Below are 21,671 nucleotides of genomic sequence, written 5' to 3'. Positions count from 1 at the left end.
GCAGCCTCCTGTCAGTAAATCTGAAAGCTGCCGACTTTTACTGTCAAGTCGATTGATTCATCCTTTGGCCACTTCGTGATTCACCAGGGGTAGAAAACCGTGCAAGGATTCAAACGAAAACTGGTCTATGTGACCTTCTATGAACTGATCGGCCTGTGCATGTCGACCCTGGGGCTGGCCTACCTTTCCGGTACCCAGGCCAGCCACACCGGGCCGTTGGCGGTGATGATCACCACCATCGCGATGATCTGGAACCTGATTTTCAATACCCTGTTCGAGTGGTGGGAAAGCCGCCAGGCCAAACGCGGCCGCAGTGTGGCAAGGCGCATCGCCCATGCCGTCGGTTTCCAGTTGACGCTGATCGTGTACCTGATCCCGCTCATCGCTTGGTGGCTGGACATGACTTTGCTCGAGGCCTTCTTGGTGGACCTGGCCTTCATTATCCTCATCCCGTGCTACACCTTTGCCTACAACTGGGCCTTCGATCGGGTATTCGGGTTACCGACCTCGGCGATGGCGACTGCTTGAGCGAGCGATTGCGTCAGGGCGGCAATCGAATCAGCAGGGGCTCCTGCTCTTGCACCGGCGCTTGCTGCAGTTGTTGTTCTTGCGGCTTCGGGGCGCTGGCCAGCAGGCTGTCCTCGACTTGGCCGGACAGGTAGTACACGCCCGACATCGCACCACTCTGGCGATTCTCCATCAAATCGTGCCATTCCTCGTTCAGCGCCACATTCAATATCACCCGCAGTTGTTCGACCATCTGCGGGTGCTCCTGGTCGTGGGTGACCATGCCGTAGCCGGCCGCCGCCAGGGAAATCAAGGTCCCGGCTGCCTTGCCCACGGCCGCGGCGACGGCACTGGCGATACCTCGTGGCGCCAGGGTGGCGCCGAGTTTCTCGCTGGCCCGGTTGGCCACCGAAGACAACCCGGCCTCGGTTTGCCCAGGCGCTTTGGCCGCTTGTTGGTGCAAGTGCTGGCGCAGCGCCTGCCAGGCAGGTTGCTGAGCCAAGGATTGGGCCCTGAGCAGTTGATAGAGGGTGGCATCGCGGGCAGCCGGTGGTCCCAGGGCGATGATCTTGATGCGGTTGAGCCGCTGGCTGACCTGGTCGGGCGGCGCGTTGTAGCGCTGGATGATGGTCGGCAGTTGCTGGCCGAACAGCTGCAGGTACAACTCGCTGGCGCGGTCGCGGATCCCCTCGGGGTTGATCTGTTCGGCGACCGGTTCTATCACCCGCTTGTGGTATTGCTCCTGCAGGTACATCGCCAGGCGCCGTTCGGGCGGCTCGGCACCCTTGCCGCTGTTCATCTTGTACCAGGCGACTTTGAGCGTCAGCCATTGCTGCGTCCAGTAGCCGGTGAACCAAGGGATGAAATCGCTTTCGGTGCGTCGTTGCACTTGGTCTTTCCAGACCCGCATCGAACGCCTTGCATAGTCATTTGCCGAGCCGGTAGCGGCCACCGAGGCTTCGATCAGTTCCTGGTCGATCCGTTGCCACAGGGCCGGCGTCATGGTCACAGGCGGTGGCGGGGCAGGGGGGCGCTTGACCGCGCACCCGGCGAAGGTCAGCAGTAGGCACGACAGCAGGAGCAGGGTACGCGTGTTCACGCGGCTGGCCTTCCTGGGGCAAAGGCGGGTTTGTTACCGAAGTATAGGCAGGGGCAACCAGGGGCCGCTGTGCAGTCCATCGTGCAGCCCTGCAATGATGGGAGCGGGTCTACCCGCGAGGCGGCCTCTACCGCATCCGCGGGTGAGCCCGCTCCCACAGCGATCGCCACTCGCGCTGTACGAGCGGCCGGGAGAAGAAGGGCTGGTGTCAGGTTGGGGCGCCCAGGTCAAGCTTGGCTTCCAGATGGTCCAGGTGTTCATTCATCAGGGCCAGGGCGGCATCGATATCGCCGTTTTCCACGGCATCGATGATCGCGGCGTGCTCCTGCCAGGCGCAGTGCTCGCAGCAGGGCGACTCATAGCGGGCGATGATCAGCGAGGTCATGGGCACCAGGCCGTTGAGAAAGCGCGCCAGCGGTGCGTTGGCGGCCATTTGCGCAAGCTTGAGGTGGAATTCGCCGCCCAGGCGGATCGCCGTGCAGCGCTCGCCGCGTTCATGGTGCAGGCGCTCGCGCTCGACCAGTTGACGTAATTGGCGGATCTGCGTGGGCCGGGCGCGTTGGGTGGCCAGGCTGATCAGCGTGGTTTCGGCCAGACGCCGGGCGCTGAGGACCTGGCGCGCCTGCTGGGGATCGGGGGTGGCCAGGTGGGCGGTATGGCTGGGGCGCTGCACCACCACCTGCTGGTCGGACAGGCGCCCGAGCACCCGGCGGATCACCGTGCGGCTAACGCCGAAGGCATTGCCCAGTGCCTGCTCGGGGAGGGCGCTGCCGGGCGGCAGGCGCTGCTCGAGGATGGCATCGAACAGACGTGGATAGATCTGCTCGGCCGAAAGACGGGTTTCTCCGTTGGCGAGCAGGGCTGGCAGGCGAGGGGCGGCGTGGGCGCAGGCAGTCATGGTCGCTCCTTGGGTCATTGACCCGGGTGTTCGTCGGGAATGTTCAGCTCGATGCCCATGCGCTGGCCTTCTTCGAGGATATGCCGGCGCATCTGGGCACTGGCCTGGGCGCTGTTCTTGTCACGGATGGCGCGTACCACCGCTTCATTTTCAGTCAGTCGTGCGGCCAGGTGCTCCGGAGAGTTGCGCAGCATTTCTGTGCTCTGCTTGAGCGCATTGCCGGTCTGCTGCACCACGCTCTGGAAGATCGGGTTGGTAGTCAGGCCGAACAACGCCTCGTGGAAGGCGATGTAGGCGTTGACACCGGCTTCGCTGTCGCCGGCTTCCAATGCCTCGCGCATATCCATCAGGGTCAGGCGCAGTTGGCCGATGTCCTGGCTGTTGGCTGACTGGGCGACCAGACCGACGATGAACGGCTCGAGGGTGTAGCGCAGCTCCAGCACATCGGCCAGGCTTGCGGCTGCCACGGTATCGCTGGCCGGCTCTTGCCCGGCGGCCTCGGCATCGAGTACCAGCACGCCTTTGCCTGGCATCGAGCGCACCAGGCCAAGGGTTTCCAGCACAGTCACGGCTTCGCGCAGGCTGGGACGGCTGATGCCCAGCTGTTCGGCCAGCTCGCGCTGGCCGGGTAACATTTCGCCAGTGCGCCACTGACCGCTGGCCAGGGCCTGGCGGAGTTTCTCCACCACTGAGTTGACGACGGTTGATGAGCTGATCACGGTTCGCTCCCTAGTTGCATCATGTCTCCTGGCGGCCGGCTCAGTGCCGGCCGCTGCGGTTTTCAAAATTCCTGCTGGTGTGCATGAGGGGGTTGCTTGCGCGGGGTCGGGGCGAAGCCCGGCTTACCGGCCAGCACGTTGTTGGCACGCTCCAGGTCGATGTCTCGCTCCCAGCGGGCGATGGCCACGGTAGCGACGCAGTTGCCGATCAGGTTGGTCAATGCCCGGCCAATGCCCATGAACCAGTCCACCGCCAGCACCAGCACCAAGCCCACCACAGGAATGGCCGGTACCGCGGTGAGGGTGGCTGCGAGGATCACCAAGGCTGAGCCTGGGATGCCATGTGCGCCTTTTGACGTCACCAGCGATACCAGCAGAATGGTCAGCAGGTCGGTCATGGCCAGCGGCGTGCCCGTGGCGTTGGCGATGAACACGATTGCCAGGGTCAGGTAGATGGAAAAACCATCGAGGTTGAAGGAATACCCGGTAGGGATCACCAGACCCACAGTGGAGCTGCCGATACCCAAGTGTTCGAGCTTGCGCATGATCTGCGGCAGCACGGCGTCGGAGGAGGCGGTGCCCAGCACGATGGTCAGCTCTTCACGCAGGTATTTGATGAACGGCAGCAGCTTCAGGCCCGACAGGCGCATTACGGTGCCGAGGATGATCAGCACGAAGCCCGCACAGGTGAGGTAGAACAGCGCGACCAAGCCGCCCAAGTGCTGCAGCGACTCCAGACCGTACTTGCTGGTGGTGAAGGCGATGGCGCCGAACACGCCCAGCGGTGCCAGGCGCACGATCATGCCCATGATGCGGAACACCACATGGCTGAGTTCGTTGATCAGCCGCGATATGCCGGAGGCGGATTCGCCCACCAGATTCAGTGCGCTGCCGAACAGTACCGAGAACAGCAAGACTTGAAGGATGTTGTTGTCCGCGAAGGCGCCGATCACCGAGGTCGGGATCAAATCCATGAAGAAGGCCGTGGCGCCGTGGATGTGCTGGCTGCGTTCGGCCAGGCTGGCGGCGTCGGCGCTGGACAACTGTTCAAGATGGATGTTGGCGCCGCTGCCGATACCGCTGGTGAAGGCGAACACCAACCCGATCACCAAGGCGATGGTGGTGAGCACTTCGAAGTAGATCACTGACTTCAAGCCAATGCGCCCGACCTTCTTGAGATCGCCCGCGCCGGAGATGCCGCTGACCACCACGCAGAAGACGATCAGACCGATGAGCATCTTGATCAGTTTGATGAAGCCGTCACCCAAGGGTTTTAGCTGCAGGGACACTTCGGGGAAGCTGAGGCCACAAGCGATGCCAAGGGCGAGGCCTAGCACGACTTGGAGGAAGATCGAACGCGAGCACCATTTGAGCATGGGAGGGATCTCTGATCGGTGTCCTTGCTTCGGTGCCGGCGACGGCGAAAGAGCGCAGGACTTAATTATTGTGGTCTTACCGGTATGGTCAGTGCGGGATCATAAAACCGCGAAAAAAGCCCTTTTGCAAGGTTTTTTGGCCTTACCGGTCTGACCAGTTGGCGCTTTTCGGCGCCCATAGCTCTAACTCGGGGGTTTGAAGGGCTGCGGTGGAGTGCGCCGGCACTCCACCGTGTCGTCAGGCCAAATACGTCTTGGCCAGGGTCTCGGTAAGTTGGCGAATCAATGCTGTGTCGGCATCCCTGCGCGTTTGCAGCAGCAGTTGGGCTGCGCGGTTATAAAGGGCGCCTTCGTCGCGATAGTGGCTGGAAACCAAGTCGATACGTTGCACCGCGCCGTTTTGCCGCCAGGCAATGTCCGGGCGTTCACGCTCCAGTGCATCGATGAAGCTCGGAGGTACCTGGGGACCTGTGTAGGTGCTGACTTCGCCTGGTTCGCTGAGCGTGTCGAAATAGGCGCTGGCACCATCCCATTCGTTGGCCAGATGTTCGAATGCCTGTTGGCGCAAGCGCTTGATCCAGTCTCGCCAGAACGGTTGCTCGTCGGCCCATTGGACCAGTCGAGGAATATCCGCTTGGGTCGTGATCATCTGAGCGAGTTGGTCCAGCGTGGCCGGGCTCAGCTGTGCAAGGTAGTCGAAACTGATCTCGCCGGGTTGTGGAGGGAGTTCCAGGCGCTCGCGCAATCGCATCCTGGCATGCAGTGCCATTTCCAGTTCGTCGAGTAGAAAGGTGGGTTCGCGCAATTGCGTGTCACTGATATCGTCTACAGCGTGCAGGGGCGTCTCGTCGGCGGAGCGTCCCGCAATGAGCGCCTTGCGCCTGGCAACCCGTGCGTCATAGAGATCACTGATGCGCTCGTCCAGCAGCTGTTGGCGCAGCAGTGAGCGGCAAATGGAAATGGCCACCTTGTCGCTGGCATCCCCTGGGGCGGCGTTGAGCGACTGCTGCCATACCAGGACCTGCGTCTCGACTTGCTGGAACAGCAGACTGGCCTGGTCGACGCAGCCGTGAGCGGCTTCGTTGATCAGGTCGATGATGCGTTCATGGACTTGGGCCTGGCCCCAGAGATTGTCGCCTTCGCGTGCAGATAGCCGCTCGACGATGACGTGCATGCGTCGACGCATGGCGTTCGGGCTGGCTTGATAGTCCCGGGTGTCTTCGACACGTCGAAAGAGCTCATACAGCGGTCGCCACTCAGGCTCCTGCAATGTGGCCGCGACATGATCGCCGACGGCTTGCGGCACTGCGGCAAGCCAATCCAAATGATCGACCCGCGCAGCGGTTGGCAGACCGGCATCGTTGAGTCGTTGCAGGGCCTGCTCACTGAAGGGATTGTTCTGGAAGGCATGGTACATCTCGGCTTCACCTGCCCTGACCGCAGTAGCGAATGCGCTATCGCGAAGATCAGGTGCGTCGTGCAACTGATTGTTGCTCAGGTCCACGGCGCGCAGGGTCAGCGGTCGCTGCCCGAGCAACGCTTCGATGCCGGCTGGCCATTCAGCAATGCCGGTCTGCTCCAGGTCCAACCGTTCCAGATGCGTCCAGCCGGTGATGTCTGGCGCAAGATCCAAGGGATTTTCCTGCAGGAACAAGATGCGCAACCGGCTCAACTGCGCCAAGGCTGCACGGCTTGCGTTATCCAGGGTGATGTCGTTGTGGCCAAGGCTCAGTTCGACCAGTGCGGGCCAGCGTTGCAGTGCCTGGAAGTGCTCGGCGCCGAGGAACAGCTCGTTCATTTCGGCCTGCAGCCCCATCAGGTTGGGCAGTTGCGCAAGCTGCTCCAGCGCGGCTACCGGTAGGTCTCCAATAGCGCTGCTCAAGTTCAGGGCGCGAAGCTTGGTCAGTCGGCCCAGGATGGACAGATTGGCGTCAATGGACAGGTCGAGGTTGTTCTCCGAAAGGTCCAGCAACTGGACGTCCGTCAGCCCGCCCAATTGCTCTGGCAGCGTGTACAAACCGTTTTCGCTGAGCTCCAGTTCGCGAACCTGGGGAAAGGCGGCAAGGAATGCGCCCAGGCTATCGGTACCGCCCCGCCACAAGCCGGTTACGTTCAGCTGGCGAACCTGTGGCAGTTGTACCGGCAGGGATGGCAAGGCGCCCAGGTACTCTGCATCGATGCTCAGGATGACCTCGTCGAGGCTCCCATTGGCGTCGTTGTTTTCTCGTCGCCACGCCCGGCGGATGCGTTCGGCCGTGGCTTGGCGCGCAGTCCTGCGTTCCTGGGCTTCATCGGCGGCGATGCCGTCGGTGTCATGAACCCAGCCTTGCAAGGTGCTATCCAGTTGTCGGTATTGGTCACGCAGATTCTGCATCAGACGGTTGAAGGCGATGGGGTCGTGACCGGTCTGTTCACGCAGCCGGGCGCGTAGTGTTTCCCGATCATTGTCCAGGTTGGAAGGGAACAATTGATCGAACTGCTCATCAGCGGTCAACCAGCCCCGGCCACGACCACTCAAGGCATAGCCAAGGCGAGGGCTGCCCGGCAGTCGTGTGGGCAGGCGGTACCAGGGGCGGACAGGCTGCATGCCAAGGTCACGGGCGGCCTGCTCCCGGTCTGCGGTCGCCAGATCGAAAAGTCGGTCGCGCAAAGTCTCCGACTCATGGATCTGCAGGCCCAGATTGTCGCGTTCGCTGTCGGGGAGGGCCTGGAGGATCGCTCGGAACAGGTTGTCTCGGTTGGCCAGGCTCTGGCCGTCCTTGTCGAACGGCTCATAGCCATCGGCGCGGCGTACGAGGATCTTGAGTGGAGCTTGTGCTGCACCTGCCGTCTCCAGCAGTGAACCACCCAGACGACCTTCGCGCAGCTCGAGATGTACTTGGCCAGACCATCCGCAAAGCCGTTGCAGCGCACCGAACACCAATGCATCGCGATCTTCGAGGCTGTCGCTGGCCTGATGAAAGGCCACCAGCGCGCGGTTGATGCGTGACGCCCGCAGGTAAAGGCGAGCGGTTTCGGACACATTGAGCGGTATCCGGCCAGTGCGCTGCATCTGGCTCAAGTGACGGGGCCGGGCTTGGGCCAGAATTTCCCGACGCAGTGTTGGGCTCAGTGAAGGAAAGTCCTGGGCGAGGAGCGCATCCTCCTGGGTAAAGACAGCTGGTCTCGGCTCGATAGCGGCGCCGAAGGCTTCCAGACTCTCCAGCAGCAACGCAGGCAGCGGGCGGTGCTCGACCAAGGTCTGGCGTAAGTCGGCCGTTTCATAGCCACTGCAGCGTAGGGCCTTTCGGAGTGTCGAGGTGTCCAGGCTGTCGATGGCCGGGCCGAGTCGGCGCAACAGGGTGTCGTCGTCCCAAGCCAAAGGTCGCTCGTGGTCCAGCAGCCAGGTCCCTTCGCCATTGCCCAGCAGTGAAGGTTGATGGCGATGTCCCTTGGCTGCGCACAGTCGCCAACCGCCCTCTGGAGTGGCCTCGACCGGGTAGTGCCGGCCGTCCAGCGTGATCCAATGACGGCCTTGGAAGAGGTAGGGGTCAAGGTTGGGCGGCAATTGTGGAGGGGAAGTACGTGCAAACGGCTCCAGATTGCCATGCCAAAGACGTTGCTGATCGCCATGGCCGATGCGGGACCAAGCGTGCAGGGTGCCTTGGGGCTCGATGAACTGCCCGGCAGCGCCAAGCGCCGCTACCTGAAGAAGGTTCTCCACGACCGAGAACAGATGACCGATGGCCGCATCGGCATCTGACTCGTTTGCCGCATGTACGCCTTCGAGAAACTCATCGACCAGTTGCGCGCCGCCAATCACTAGCATGACCTCGGCGAGCCCGGGAACAAAAAAACCGGCCATGTTCAGTACCGACAAACCGACCCCTAGCCAACCTTCGATGCGGGCCAGTTGGGCTGCGGCGTCTCGCTGGGCGACCGGCACGGCGATGTCGGCGGCGTTGCGTAGCATGAGCTCGACCCGGGTCCGTGCGCGGGCGCTGAAACATTCGTCAGGCCATTGCTTGAACGCAAGCGGCAAGCGGGCGTTCTTGTCTAATGTCGGCTGCCATAGGTCGCGCGGAGCGGGGAACAGGCGCTTGAGCCAGTTGAAAGAGTGACCCTCTTCAAGTACCGGCGTGACCGTTTGCAGATCTTTGTAGGGATATCGCGGAAACAAGGTCTGGCGTAGTTGGATCGCCAATCCAGGTTGCTCGGCATGGGCGACATAACGCATGAAGAAGCGCCGCTCGTTGTCTTTGCGCAGCAGTCGAGTCAGCGCCTTGCCTGCTGCTCGCAGCGAGCCATATTGACGCAGTGGCTGGCGTGGGTGACCAGGCAAATACAACAGACACGGTTCTACATCCGCGATGGGCTGCTGGCGGATCAGTAAGGGGCCATACAAAGGCGTCCCGCACAGCTCCAGGTACCCGCACTCCAGTGGCCAGGGTTTGCCATCGCTGTGAAGCAGGAACGATTCGCCGGCCAGCGCGGCATCTGCCAGCATCCGGCCTCGGCTATCGAGATGCTTTTGCAGCTCGGCCATTGTCGTATCGGCTTCGAAGGCTGTGCGATCCTGCTGAAGTACCAGGCTGCGAAACACTGGGGTATCGACATGTTCGGCCAGATGATTGCGGTAGCGTTGTCCCAGGTCCAGGTTCCGAGCGCCTTTCACGAACAATGTGCTGTCCACGGCCATCGGGCCGGGGGCGTTCTTGGAAAGATACAGCGTCACTGATGTGTCGCTGTCGAAGTTCTGCAGGGCCGCTTCGAGCCACGACATGTCGCGCTTTTCGGCGTTGTTCCAGAGCCACCCTTGGTCAGGCGCGGGCAGCTCTCGGTCGGGGTACCAGTGGGACATGGCATCGTCGAGCAACGGACGGCAGAAGTCGTCGATGGGCTGCACCTGTTTCAGTGCCCGATCCAGCGCGCGGGTGGCCTGATGGCTCTGGCGTATGTGTTGTTCAAGTCGTTGGCGTTGGGCTGGGGTAGCTGATTTCAGCCAGCCTGGCAGGCGGGCGTCTATGAAGCTGAAGTGCGATAGGCTCATGGCGGTACCTCTGATATCAGAAGCGGCGAGCCTAGGGCGATGCGAGGAAGCGCAAGGGTTAGATAAGTACCGCGGACCGGTCGTGCCCGGAAAGAAAAACGGCACCTCGAGAGGTGCCGTTGGTGCAGAGGGCGAACTACTTGTGCAGTTCTTCTGCCGCGTAAAGCGTGTTTTCCAGCAGGCAGGCACGGGTCATCGGGCCTACGCCGCCCGGTACAGGCGTGATCCAGCCGGCGCGGGGCAGGGCGGTCTCGAAGACCACGTCGCCCACCAGCTTGCCATCTTCCTGGCGGTTGATGCCGACGTCGATGACGATCGCACCTTCTTTGATCCATTCGCCCTTGACCAGGCCCGGTTTGCCGGCGGCGACTACCACCAGGTCAGCACGGCCTACGTGGCCAGGCAGGTCTTGGGTGAAGCGGTGGCAGACGGTGACGGTGCAGCCGGCCAGCAGCAACTCCATGGCCATCGGGCGACCGACGATGTTGGAGGCGCCGACGATTACAGCGTTCATGCCGTACAGGTCCTGACCGGTGCTTTGCAGCAGGGTCATGATGCCTTTTGGTGTGCAGGGGCGCAGAAGCGGAATGCGCTGGGCCAGGCGGCCGATGTTGTAGGGGTGGAAACCGTCGACGTCTTTATCTGGGCGGATGCGTTCGAGCAGCAGCGAGGCATCCAGATGCTCCGGAAGTGGCAATTGCAGGAGAATGCCGTCGACGGCCGGATCGTCATTGAGGCGGTCGATCAGGTCGGTCAGGGCTTGCTGCGAAGTCTCGCTGGGCAGGTCGAAAGCCTGGGAAATGAAGCCGACCTCTTCGCAGTCCTTGCGCTTGTGCGAAACATAGACTTGGGAAGCAGGGTCGGTACCGACCAGGATCACCGCCAGGCCTGGGGTACGCAGGCCCTGCTGGCGACGCTCCACGACACGTTGAGCGATCTGCTGGCGCAGGTTGGCGGCGATCGCCTTGCCATCGATTAGGTGTGCAGTCATAGACGCGTGATTAACCATCGAGAAGGGAACATAAAAGAGGGCGCATTCTCGCACGACACGGCCCGAGGGCAAAGGCGGGTGGTCGGCCAAATCCCCTAACCCCTTAAATAAACTAAATTTTTTTGAAAAAAGTGTTGACGACCTTCCGGCTCGTCTATAACATTCGTCGCACTTGTCGGGCAGAGCCTAGCACTGGTTAGCAAGGTCAGGCAGAATGAGCGGATTTGCTAGCTTGTTCGGTACGGCTGAAAGTTGATTTGCAATCGTAACAGAAAGCAGATTGAATATGCGCCCGTAGCTCAGCTGGATAGAGCATCCGCCTTCTAAGCGGATGGTCGCAGGTTCGAGTCCTGCCGGGTGCGCCATTAGGCAGCTTTGGCACAGCAAGTGATGTTTTGACGCAATACCGCAATATGGTGGGCGTAGCTCAGTTGGTAGAGCGCTGGATTGTGATTCCAGTTGTCGTGGGTTCGATTCCCATCGTCCACCCCATATTCTCGAAGGCGCCTTGATTGTATAATCTGGCGCCTTTGCTTTAAGTGCTCCACGCGGACGTGGTGAAATTGGTAGACACACTGGATTTAGGTTCCAGCGGCGCAAGCTGTAAGAGTTCGAGTCTCTTCGTCCGCACCATCCTTGGTTTTGCCGCCTTTCGTTGAGTCGCGCTAAACCCATAAAGAAGCCGCCTGGAGCGGCTTTTTTATTGTCTGCAGTTTCTTCAAGCATCAGTGCCCGGCGTGTGGTACTGGTGCTGCTCGGGCAAAAATTGTTAGATTTCAGCCGGTTGAAATAGGGCAAGCGGGCCCGATATAGGAGCTGTCGCATGATTGCAAAAGAAGCTCGCCAGGCATTGGCACTGCAGCGTTTCGCTGAGGCCAATCCGCAATTGCTCGAGGAGATCCGCGAGCTTGGTGCGCATGAACAGGCCCAGCAGATCCAGTGGGCGTTCGAGGATGCTGCGCAAGAGCAGGGTGTCGAGCCTTGGGAGCTGGCATTGCAATTGATCGCTCAAAGCCCCGAGGAGCTGCAAGTCATGCGCTTGGAGGTGCACCGTGAGGTGGCCGAGGCGCTAGGGATGAGCTGGGAAGAGTATTGCCAGTTCAACGAGATCGACTCCGACTGAGCTCTGCCTTTATATAGCTGCATTGTTTGACAAGTTTTTACAGCGCAAGCGACGTGCAACCGCCGTTGCGTGCAAGCGATACGCGGGGGCTTCGGCGGCGCGCCGTGCGGGGCCTTCAATGAAATTGACCGGTGTGGTTCTCCGTCATCTGGGGTGGGGTGACTTCTGATGCGCGAGTCACTAGAATGCTTGCCCTTGATTCTGGAGTCGGGCTATCGCCGGCTAACGTCTGTGCAACGAGGAATATCCATGCAAGTTTCTGTTGAAAACACTTCCGCTCTCGAGCGCCGCATGACCATCGCCGTTCCGGCCGAGCGCGTCGAGAACGAAGTCAACAAGCGTCTGCAGCAGACTGCCAAGCGCGCCAAGGTCGCCGGCTTCCGCCCAGGCAAGGTGCCGATGAGCGTCATTCGTCAGCGTTTCGAGGCCGATGCCCGTCAGGAAGCGTTCGGTGACCTGGTCCAGGCTTCCTTCTACGAAGCCATCGTCGAGCAGAAGCTGAACCCGGCTGGTGCTCCTGCTGTCGAGCCCAAGTCCTTCGAAAAAGGCAAGGACCTGGAATTCGTCGCCATCTTCGAAGTCTTCCCAGAGTTCACCGTTAGCGGCCTGGAGTCGATCAAGGTCGAGCGCCTGAGCGCCGAAGTCGCTGACGCGGACCTGGACAACATGCTGGAAGTGCTGCGCAAGCAGAACGTACGTTTCGAGGCCGTTGAACGTGCCGCCCAGAACGACGATCAGGTCAATATCGATTTCGTTGGCAAGATCGACGGCGAAGCTTTCGCGGGTGGTTCGGCCAAGGGCACCCAGCTGGTGCTGGGCTCCGGCCGCATGATCCCAGGCTTCGAAGACGGTCTGGTTGGCGCAAAAGCGGGCGAAGAACGCGTTGTCAACGTGACCTTCCCTGAGGACTACCAGAACCTGGACCTGGCCGGCAAGGCTGCCGAGTTCACCATCACCGTCAACAGCGTTTCGGCACCTCAGCTGCCTGAGCTGAACGAAGCCTTCTTCGCCCAGTTCGGCATCAAGGAATCGACCCTGGAAGGCTTCCGCGCCGAAGTTCGCAAGAACATGGAGCGTGAGCTGCGTCAGGCAATCAAGGCCAAGGTCAAGAACCAGGTCATGGACGGTCTGCTGGCTGCCAACCCGATCGAAGTGCCGAAGGCTCTGCTGGAGAACGAAGTCAACCGTCTGCGCGTGCAGGCTGTTCAGCAGTTCGGCGGCAACATCAAGCCAGAGCAACTGCCGGCCGAGCTGTTCGAAGAGCAAGCCAAGCGCCGTGTGGTCTTGGGTCTGATCGTTGCTGAGGTGGTCAAGCAGTTCGAGCTGAAGCCGGACGACGCCAAGGTCCGCGAAATGATCGAGGAAATGGCCTCGGCCTACCAAGAGCCGGAGCAGGTCATCTCCTGGTACTACAAGAACGACCAGCAACTGAACGAAGTCCGTTCGGTTGTGCTGGAAGAACAAGTTGTAGATACTGTCCTGCAGAAAGCGACTGTGACCGACAAGTCGGTCTCGTACGAAGAAGCTGTCAAGCCAGCACAGGCTCCTGCCGCCGCTGAGTGATAGGTCTTCTCTCGTAGGAAACCCCCACAAGCCAGCCTTCGAGCTGGCTTGTGCGTATTCAAGCCATGACTATTTGGGAGTGAGTGCAGGACATGTCCCGCAATTCTTATATTCAACAGAGCTCCGACATCCAGGCCGCGGGCGGTCTGGTCCCGATGGTTATCGAGCAGTCCGCCCGTGGCGAGCGCGCCTACGACATCTACTCGCGCCTATTGAAGGAGCGTGTGATTTTCCTGGTTGGTCCCGTAGAGGACTACATGGCCAACCTGGTGGTGGCACAACTGCTGTTCCTTGAAGCGGAAAACCCGGACAAGGATATCCATCTGTACATCAACTCGCCGGGTGGTTCGGTCACCGCCGGCATGTCGATCTACGACACCATGCAGTTCATCAAGCCGGACGTCTCGACCATCTGCATCGGTCAGGCCTGCAGCATGGGCGCATTCCTGCTGGCGGCCGGCGCTGCAGGCAAGCGTCACTGCCTGCCGAACTCGCGCGTGATGATTCACCAGCCATTGGGTGGCTTCCAGGGCCAGGCGACCGATATCGAGATCCATGCCCAGGAAATCCTCAACATCAAGGCGCGTCTGAACGAGCTGCTGGCCCATCACACTGGCCAGGATCTCGAGACCATCAAGCGCGACACCGAACGCGACAACTTCATGAGTGCCGCGCGCGCGGCCGAGTACGGCCTGATCGACTCGGTCTACGACAAGCGGCAACTGGCGTCCTGAACCAAGGTGCCAGAGCGGGTGGGCGCCGTTGGCGCCTACCTGCGGACTTGAAAAAGCCCGCAATTGCCTTCATCTTGTGTTTCATGCCTACCGGATTGGATCGATCGAATGACTGACACCCGTAACGGCGAGGACAGCGGCAAATTGCTCTATTGCTCCTTCTGCGGCAAAAGCCAGCACGAAGTGCGCAAATTGATTGCCGGGCCCTCGGTATTTATCTGCGACGAGTGCGTCGACCTGTGCAACGACATCATCCGTGAGGAGGTGCAGGAAGCCCAGGCCGAAAGCAACGCGCACAAATTGCCATCGCCGAAAGAAATCAGCGGTATCCTGGACCAGTACGTCATTGGTCAGGAGCGCGCGAAAAAGGTGCTGTCCGTAGCGGTGTACAACCACTACAAGCGCCTGAACCAGCGTGACAAGAAGGGCGACGAAGTCGAACTCGGCAAGAGCAACATCCTGCTCATCGGGCCGACTGGCTCGGGCAAGACCCTGCTCGCCGAAACCCTTGCACGCCTGTTGAACGTACCGTTCACCATCGCCGACGCCACCACCTTGACCGAAGCCGGTTACGTGGGTGAGGACGTCGAGAACATCATTCAGAAACTGCTGCAAAAGTGCGACTACGACGTGGAAAAGGCCCAGATGGGCATTGTCTATATCGATGAGATCGACAAGATCTCGCGCAAGTCGGACAACCCGTCGATCACTCGCGACGTGTCGGGCGAGGGCGTGCAGCAGGCGCTGTTGAAGCTGATCGAAGGGACTGTGGCTTCCGTGCCGCCTCAGGGTGGTCGCAAGCATCCGCAACAGGAATTCCTGCAGGTTGATACCCGCAATATCCTGTTCATCTGCGGCGGTGCGTTCTCGGGCCTGGAAAAGGTCATTCAGAACCGCTCCACCAAAGGTGGCATCGGTTTTGGCGCTGAAGTGCGCAGCAAGCAGGAAGGCAAGAAGGTCGGCGAGTCCTTGCGTGAGGTCGAACCGGATGATCTGGTCAAGTTTGGCCTGATTCCGGAGTTCGTCGGCCGTCTGCCGGTGCTGGCAACCCTCGACGAGCTGGATGAGGCTGCACTGATGCAGATCCTCACCGAGCCGAAGAACGCCTTGACCAAGCAGTATGCCAAGCTGTTCGAGATGGAAGATGTGGACCTCGAGTTCCGTAGCGACGCGCTCAAGGCGGTTGCTCGCAAGGCGCTCGAGCGCAAGACCGGCGCCCGGGGCCTGCGTTCGATCCTCGAAGGCGTGCTGCTTGACACCATGTACGAGATTCCTTCGCAGAAGGATGTCAGCAAGGTGGTGATCGACGAGAGCGTCATCGATGGCACCTCACAGCCTTTGCTGATCTACGAGAACAGCGAGCCGCAAGCCAAGGCCGCACCTGACGCCTGAGTCGGGTAAGCCAAGTCGAGCAAGAAAGGGGCCTATGGGCCCCTTTCTGCTTTTCCGATCTCAACGCTTGTAATTTTATGGACCTGCCCCCACATTAGGTCCAAGCATCATTTCCACCGGTTTCCGGCCATAAGGCCGCTGTAGAGGCGAAATCATGAAGACCACCCTCGACTTGCCTCTTTTGCCATTGCGCGATGTCGTTGTTTATCCGCACATGGTCATCCCGCTGTTCGTGGGACGCGAGAAGTCCATCGAAGCCCTTGAGGCGGCGATGACGGGCGAGAAGCAGATCCTCCTGCTGGCCCAGAAGAATCCTGCCGACGATGACCCGGGCGAAGATGCCCTGTATCGCGTCGGTACCATTGCCACTGTCCTGCAATTGCTGAAGCTACCCGACGGTACCGTCAAGGTGTTGGTCGAGGGCGAGCAGCGCGGCGCCGTCGAGCGTTTCACGGAAGTGGAAGGGCATGTCCGTGCCGAAGTCACCCTGATCGATGAAGTCGAGGCCGCCGAGCGCGAGTCGGAAGTCTTCGTGCGCACGTTGCTGTCGCAGTTCGAGCAGTACGTCCAGTTGGGCAAGAAGGTCCCGGCTGAAGTCCTGTCCTCGCTCAACAGTATCGAAGAGCCCGGCCGCCTGGTCGACACCATGGCCGCCCATATGGCCCTGAAGATCGAGCAGAAGCAGGAAATCCTCGAAATTGTCGATCTACCGACCCGGGTCGAACATGTCCTGGCATTGCTCGATGCAGAGATCGACCTGCTGCAGGTCGAGAAGCGTATCCGTGGCCGGGTCAAGAAGCAGATGGAGCGCAGCCAGCGCGAGTACTACCTGAATGAGCAGATGAAGGCCATTCAGAAGGAGCTCGGCGATGGCGACGAGGGCCACAACGAAGCCGAGGAGCTGAAGAAGCGTATCGAAGCTGCTGGCCTGCCCAAGGACGCCTTGGCCAAAGCCCAGGCCGAGCTGAACAAGCTCAAGCAGATGTCGCCGATGTCCGCAGAGGCCACTGTGGTTCGCTCCTACCTGGACTGGCTCGTGCAGGTGCCTTGGAAAGCCCAGAGCAAAGTACGTCTGGACCTGGCCAAGGCCGAGGAAATCCTCGATGCCGATCACTATGGCCTGGAAGAGGTCAAGGAACGCATCCTTGAATATCTCGCTGTGCAGAAGCGCGTGAAGAAGATTCGCGGCCCTGTGCTTTGCCTGGTAGGTCCACCTGGCGTTGGTAAAACCTCCCTGGCCGAATCGATCGCGGCTGCTACCAACCGCAAGTTCGTGCGCATGGCCTTGGGCGGTGTGCGTGACGAAGCCGAGATCCGAGGCCATCGTCGCACCTACATCGGTTCCATGCCGGGTCGTTTGATTCAGAAAATGACCAAGGTGGGTGTACGCAACCCGCTGTTCCTGCTCGACGAGATCGACAAGATGGGCAGCGACATGCGCGGCGATCCCGCCTCGGCATTGCTGGAAGTGCTCGACCCTGAGCAGAACCACAACTTCAACGACCACTACCTGGAGGTCGACTACGACCTCTCGGACGTGATGTTCCTGTGCACCTCGAACTCGATGAACATTCCGCCGGCGCTACTCGACCGGATGGAGGTCATCCGCCTGCCGGGCTACACCGAGGACGAGAAGATCAACATCGCGGTCAAGTACCTGACGCCCAAGCAAGTGAAGGCCAATGGCCTGAAGAAGGGTGAACTGGAGATCGATGTCACGGCGATCCGCGACATCATTCGTTACTACACCCGCGAAGCCGGCGTGCGCGGTCTGGAGCGCCAGATCGCCAAGGTCTGCCGCAAGGTGGTCAAGGAGCACACCGGCGAGAAGCAGCTCAAGGTCAAGGTGACCGGCGAGCAGCTCGAACATCTGCTGGGCGTGCGCAAGTTCCGCTACGGCCTGGCAGAGCAGCAGGATCAGATCGGTCAGGTCACCGGCCTTGCCTGGACCCAGGTGGGCGGCGAACTGCTTACCATCGAAGCCGTGGTCATCCCCGGCAAGGGCCAGTTGATCAAGACCGGCTCTTTGGGCGACGTCATGGTCGAATCGATCACCGCCGCGCAGACCGTGGTACGCAGCCGTGCCCGCAGTCTGGGCATCGCCGCCGATTTCCACGAGAAGCACGATGTGCACATCCACATGCCCGAGGGCGCTACCCCTAAGGACGGCCCAAGTGCGGGTATCGGCATGTGCACGGCGCTGGTCTCGGCACTTACCCAGATTCCGGTGCGCGCCGATGTGGCCATGACCGGTGAAATCACCCTGCGTGGCCAGGTTCTGGCCATCGGTGGCTTGAAGGAAAAACTCCTCGCGGCACACCGCGGTGGGATCAAGACGGTGATCATTCCAGAGGAAAACGTTCGTGATCTGAAGGAGATTCCGGAAAATATCAAACAGGATCTTCAGATCAAACCGGTCAAATGGATTGACGAAGTCCTCCAAATTGCGCTGCAATACGCCCCGGAGCCCTTGCCAGATGTGGCTCCGGAGATTGTCGCGAAAGATGAAAAGCGCGACGGCGATGCTAAGGAAAGAATTAGCACGCACTAGTACGTATTTCGCTGGGGGGCTTTCCTTGACAGTTTTTTCGGGGCCTTGCTATAAAACGGCACGCCAGTGTCAATAGGCCGCCCAGTGCTCGTTTCATAAGCTTTTCATTACATACTTAGAAACAAACTCAATAGAGATATAAGGGGACTTAGAGTGAACAAGTCGGAACTGATTGACGCTATCGCCGCATCCGCTGACATTCCGAAAGCTGTAGCTGGCCGTGCGCTGGACGCAGTCATCGAATCCGTCACCGGCGCCCTGAAGCAAGGTGACGATGTTGTACTGGTTGGCTTCGGTACCTTCTCGGTCAAGGAGCGCGCTGAGCGCACCGGCCGTAACCCGCAAACCGGCAAGGCGATCAAGATCGCTGCTGCCAAGGTTCCAGGCTTCAAGGCTGGCAAAGGCCTGAAAGACGCCGTCAACTAAGTCGTCTCTTTCAGCCGGACCTGGTCACACCAGGCCCGACCGCGTGACGGCGGGGCCGCAAACGTTCCCGTTGGCACGCTCGCTTTGAAAAGGCGCATCCCACAGGATGCGCCTTTCTTCTATCAGGACTCTACCCACGCTCCACGGTTGTCGACGCAGTGGTACAACCGTTTCTGGGGGACGCATGCTGCAGAATATCAGGGACAATTCACAAGGTTGGATTGCCAAGACCATCATCGGCCTTATCGTCGTGCTGATGGCGCTGACCGGCTTCGAGGCCATTTTCCAGGCCACCAGCCATAGCCAGGACGCCGCCAAGGTGAACGGCCAGACCATCAGTCAGAACGAGCTGAGCCAGGCCGTCGACATGCAGCGCCGCCAGCTGATGCAACAGCTGGGCAAGGATTTCGACCCAGCACTGCTGGATGAAAAGATGCTGCGCGAAGCTGCGCTCAAAGGGCTGATCGAGCGCAAGCTGCTGTTGCAGGGTGCCGAGGACGCCAAGTTCGCCTTCTCCGAGGCCGCGCTGGATCAGCTGATCCTGCAGACACCGGAGTTCCAGGTCGACGGCAAGTTCAGCGCCGAACGTTTCGATGCGGTCATTCGCCAGATGGGCTATGGGCGCATGCAATTCCGCGAGATGCTCGCCGAGGAAATGCTCATCGGGCAATTGCGCACGGGCCTTGCCGGCAGCAGCTTCGTCACCGACAAACAAGTCGAAGCCTTCGCTCGCCTGGAGAAGCAGACCCGCGATTTCGCTTCGCTGACCTTCAAGGCCGACCCGGCCGCCGTCAAGGTGAGCGACGACGAGGTCAAGGCGCACTACGACCAGCACGCCAAGGAATTCATGACACCCGACCAGGTGGTCATCGATTACATCGAGCTGAAGAAGTCGGCCTTCTTCGACCAGGTACAGGTCAACGAGGACGAACTCAAGGCCCTGTACGAGAAGGAAATCGCCAACCTGGCCGAACAGCGCCATGCCGCGCATATCCTCATCGAGGTCGACGACAAGGTTTCCGATGCACAGGCCAAGGCCCGTATCGAAGAGATCCAGCAGCGTCTGGCCAAGGGAGAGGACTTTGCCACACTGGCCAAGGAATTCTCCAAGGACCCAGGTTCGGCCAGCAATGGCGGTGATCTCGGCTTCGCAGGCCCAGGCGTCTACGACCCAGCCTTCGAGGATGCCCTGTACAAGCTGAACAAGGACCAAGTATCGGCACCGGTGCGCACCGAGTACGGTTACCACCTGATCAAGCTGCTAGGTGTGCAGGCACCGGAAGTGCCGACCTTTGCAAGCCTAAAAGACAAGCTGACCCGCGAACTCAAGACCCAACAGGTCGAACAGCGCTTCGTGGAAGTGACCAAGCAGCTGGAAGACGCCGCGTTCGAGGCCTCTGACCTGGCTCAGCCGGCCCAGGACCTGGGCCTGAAGGTTCAGACTTCGGCCGCATTCGGTCGGGAAGGCGGTGAGGGCATCACGGCCAACCGTTCGGTCGTCCAGGCCGCTTTCAGCGAAGAAGTGCTGGAAGAGGGCGCCAACAGCAATGCCATCGAGCTGGATCCGGAGACCGTGGTCGTGCTGCGTGTCAAGGAGCATCGCAAGCCGGAGCAACTGCCGCTGGAGGCTGTGGCCAAGAACATCCGCGAGCACCTGGCCAAGGAGAAGGCGACTGCCGAGCTCAAGGCCAAGGCTGACAAGCTGATCGCTGGCCTGCGCGATGGCGCCATCCCGCTGACCTCCGAACAGGAAGGCCAGAAGTGGAAGACCCAAGAGGCCGTTACGCGTGGCCAGGACGGTATCGATCCGGCCGAACTGCAAGCGGTATTCCGCCTGGCCAAGCCTGCCTCCAAGGATAAGCCGGTCTACGGCAGCGTGGTCCTCGGCGATGGCAGCCTGGTGGTGTTGCAGCTCAAGGGGGTCAACGAAGGCGCTGCAGCCACTGACGAGGAGAAAGCGCAGATCCGCCGTTACCTCGCTTCGCGTGCAGGCCAGCAGGACTTCGCGGCCTACCGTAAGCAACTAGAAGCCGCGGCTGACGTCACTCGTTACTGAGTGCTATCGCCGCAACAAGACAGGCCGCTCATGCGGCCTTTCTTGTTTTTTGGGAGGGGCTAACGCCGCTCACCTTCGTAGATGTCCATCGTGTCCCGGGCAATTTCCCGTCCCAGGGCGATCAGTTCCGGCGCCTTGTAGAACTCGAAGAAGCGGCACACCCGCTTGGGCACGTTGATCAGCACGTCTGGCGGATAGCCGGCGATCTTGTACTGAGCGAGGGAGGTCTGCATGACTTCGAAGCTCTGGTTGATCAAGTCGAGCAAGGACGCAGGCCCTACGTTATCGACGATGAAGGAACCGGTGGCGGACCTGGGCGCGCCGCCACGTTCGGGGGCCGCTGCCGGCTGCTGGCCTTCCGGGTCGGCAGACTCGCCAAGCCAGGGGTCGCTGGCGTTCAGTCCCTCGGCGACGATTTCCTGTTCGATGCGCATCAATTGTTCGGCCGGTTTGCGGCGAAAGGGCAGACGTGAGCCCAACGAGCTGATGACGGCGTCGAAGCGCATCTTGAACGCTGCAGGCCGCTCGATCACCGGCAATTGGTATTGTTTCTGGTTGGTGGCATTGAGGTTGACGGCGATGATCAGGTCGCAATGGCTGGACACCACCGGCACGATCGGCAGCGGATTGAGAATGCCGCCATCGACTAGCATGCGGTTACCCTGCATCACCGGTGTGAACAGGCTGGGGATCGCCGCCGAGGCCCGCATGGCCTGGTGCAGGCAGCCTTCCTGGAACCAGATCTCCTGCTGGTTGGTGAGGTCCGCTGCCACCGCCGTATAGGGAATGGACAGTTGTTCGATGTTCACCTCGCCGACGATCTTGCGGATCTGGCCAAACACTTTGTCGCCGCGGATCGCGCCTAAGCGAAAGCTCACATCCACCAGGCGCAGCACGTCGAGGTAGTCCAGGCTCTCGATCCAGCTGCGGTATTCATCCAGTTTTCCGGCAGCATAGATCCCACCGATCACCGCACCCATCGAACAGCCGGCGATGCAGGCGATTTCGTAGCCGCGTCGCTCTATCTCCTCGATCACGCCGATATGCGCATACCCGCGTGCGCCCCCCGATCCCAGTACCAATGCCACGCGTTTGCTCATGACTGTCCCCCTACTGCTGTGCAACCATGGTCCAACAATGCACCCATTGTTGCCTGTGCTTCAATGTAGACCGTGCTGGGCTACGCTGAGCAGGGCACTTTTCGCTT

General features: G+C 60.5%; 15 protein-coding genes and 3 tRNA genes. 11 read left to right on the top strand and 7 right to left on the bottom strand.

Annotated elements, in window-relative coordinates:
* Positions 1-99 precede the first annotated feature (99 nt).
* Positions 100-528 (top strand): PACE efflux transporter, encoded by a 429-nt coding sequence (locus tag J5X93_RS17605; RefSeq protein WP_043213463.1) that lies wholly within the window; start codon positions 100-102, stop codon positions 526-528.
* A gap of 13 nt (positions 529-541) precedes the next feature.
* Here the strand turns inward: J5X93_RS17605 and J5X93_RS17600 are convergent, their stop codons facing one another.
* The 6 genes from J5X93_RS17600 to folD all read right to left on the bottom strand — a co-directional run bounded on the left by J5X93_RS17600 (position 542) and on the right by folD (position 10,619).
* Positions 542-1,606, bottom strand: a complete 1,065-nt coding sequence (locus J5X93_RS17600) for a hypothetical protein (RefSeq protein ID WP_102082778.1) — start codon at positions 1,604-1,606, stop codon at positions 542-544.
* A 208-nt stretch (positions 1,607-1,814) separates the two neighbouring features.
* Positions 1,815-2,504: a GntR family transcriptional regulator gene (locus J5X93_RS17595; protein ID WP_090346903.1), complete on the bottom strand. Its 690-nt coding sequence runs from the start codon at positions 2,502-2,504 to the stop codon at positions 1,815-1,817.
* Positions 2,505-2,518: 14 nt separating this feature from the next.
* The gene (locus J5X93_RS17590; RefSeq protein ID WP_070573979.1) at positions 2,519-3,223 is read right to left on the bottom strand and encodes a FadR/GntR family transcriptional regulator; all 705 of its coding nucleotides are present in this window, start codon (positions 3,221-3,223) and stop codon (positions 2,519-2,521) included.
* Between the two features lie 62 nt (positions 3,224-3,285).
* Positions 3,286-4,599: a C4-dicarboxylate transporter DctA gene (locus J5X93_RS17585; RefSeq protein WP_043213472.1), complete on the bottom strand. Its 1,314-nt coding sequence runs from the start codon at positions 4,597-4,599 to the stop codon at positions 3,286-3,288.
* A gap of 238 nt (positions 4,600-4,837) precedes the next feature.
* Positions 4,838-9,628: an NEL-type E3 ubiquitin ligase domain-containing protein gene (locus J5X93_RS17580; protein ID WP_250033750.1), complete on the bottom strand. Its 4,791-nt coding sequence runs from the start codon at positions 9,626-9,628 to the stop codon at positions 4,838-4,840.
* Positions 9,629-9,764: 136 nt separating this feature from the next.
* Positions 9,765-10,619, bottom strand: a complete 855-nt coding sequence (gene folD / locus J5X93_RS17575; RefSeq protein WP_043213476.1) for a bifunctional methylenetetrahydrofolate dehydrogenase/methenyltetrahydrofolate cyclohydrolase FolD — start codon at positions 10,617-10,619, stop codon at positions 9,765-9,767.
* 288 nt (positions 10,620-10,907) lie between these two features.
* On the opposite strand from folD, the gene J5X93_RS17570 reads away from it, so the two are divergent.
* The 10 genes from J5X93_RS17570 to J5X93_RS17525 all read left to right on the top strand — a co-directional run bounded on the left by J5X93_RS17570 (position 10,908) and on the right by J5X93_RS17525 (position 20,464).
* A tRNA-Arg gene (locus J5X93_RS17570) sits at positions 10,908-10,984 on the top strand.
* A 51-nt stretch (positions 10,985-11,035) separates the two neighbouring features.
* Positions 11,036-11,111, top strand: a tRNA-His gene (locus J5X93_RS17565).
* Positions 11,112-11,167: 56 nt separating this feature from the next.
* Positions 11,168-11,252 (top strand) — tRNA-Leu (locus J5X93_RS17560).
* Between the two features lie 190 nt (positions 11,253-11,442).
* Positions 11,443-11,742 (top strand): DUF6388 family protein, encoded by a 300-nt coding sequence (locus J5X93_RS17555; RefSeq protein WP_043213478.1) that lies wholly within the window; start codon positions 11,443-11,445, stop codon positions 11,740-11,742.
* Positions 11,743-11,991: 249 nt separating this feature from the next.
* Positions 11,992-13,305: a trigger factor gene (gene tig, locus J5X93_RS17550; RefSeq protein ID WP_070573986.1), complete on the top strand. Its 1,314-nt coding sequence runs from the start codon at positions 11,992-11,994 to the stop codon at positions 13,303-13,305.
* Between the two features lie 92 nt (positions 13,306-13,397).
* Positions 13,398-14,039, top strand: coding sequence for an ATP-dependent Clp endopeptidase proteolytic subunit ClpP (clpP, locus tag J5X93_RS17545; RefSeq protein ID WP_043213484.1), 642 nt, complete (start codon positions 13,398-13,400; stop codon positions 14,037-14,039).
* A 108-nt stretch (positions 14,040-14,147) separates the two neighbouring features.
* The gene (gene clpX / locus J5X93_RS17540; RefSeq protein WP_043213487.1) at positions 14,148-15,431 is read left to right on the top strand and encodes an ATP-dependent Clp protease ATP-binding subunit ClpX; all 1,284 of its coding nucleotides are present in this window, start codon (positions 14,148-14,150) and stop codon (positions 15,429-15,431) included.
* Positions 15,432-15,585: 154 nt separating this feature from the next.
* Positions 15,586-17,982, top strand: a complete 2,397-nt coding sequence (lon, locus tag J5X93_RS17535) for an endopeptidase La (protein WP_043213489.1) — start codon at positions 15,586-15,588, stop codon at positions 17,980-17,982.
* A 153-nt stretch (positions 17,983-18,135) separates the two neighbouring features.
* Positions 18,136-18,408, top strand: coding sequence for a nucleoid-associated protein HU-beta (hupB, locus tag J5X93_RS17530; protein ID WP_011533117.1), 273 nt, complete (start codon positions 18,136-18,138; stop codon positions 18,406-18,408).
* Between the two features lie 184 nt (positions 18,409-18,592).
* Positions 18,593-20,464: a SurA N-terminal domain-containing protein gene (locus J5X93_RS17525; protein ID WP_043213490.1), complete on the top strand. Its 1,872-nt coding sequence runs from the start codon at positions 18,593-18,595 to the stop codon at positions 20,462-20,464.
* 59 nt (positions 20,465-20,523) lie between these two features.
* On the opposite strand, the gene J5X93_RS17520 is transcribed toward J5X93_RS17525, so the two are convergent.
* A complete protein-coding gene (locus tag J5X93_RS17520) occupies positions 20,524-21,564 on the bottom strand; it encodes a patatin-like phospholipase family protein (protein WP_043213492.1) in 1,041 nt (346 codons plus the stop codon).
* Between the last annotated feature and the right edge of the window lie 107 nt (positions 21,565-21,671).

It is taken from the genome of Pseudomonas sp. BYT-1, assembly GCF_023611805.1.
Classification (GTDB): Bacteria; Pseudomonadota; Gammaproteobacteria; order Pseudomonadales; family Pseudomonadaceae; genus Aquipseudomonas; species Aquipseudomonas guariconensis.
Note: the sequence above shows the minus strand (reverse complement) of the source record. Positions and strands in the feature narration are given on the sequence as shown.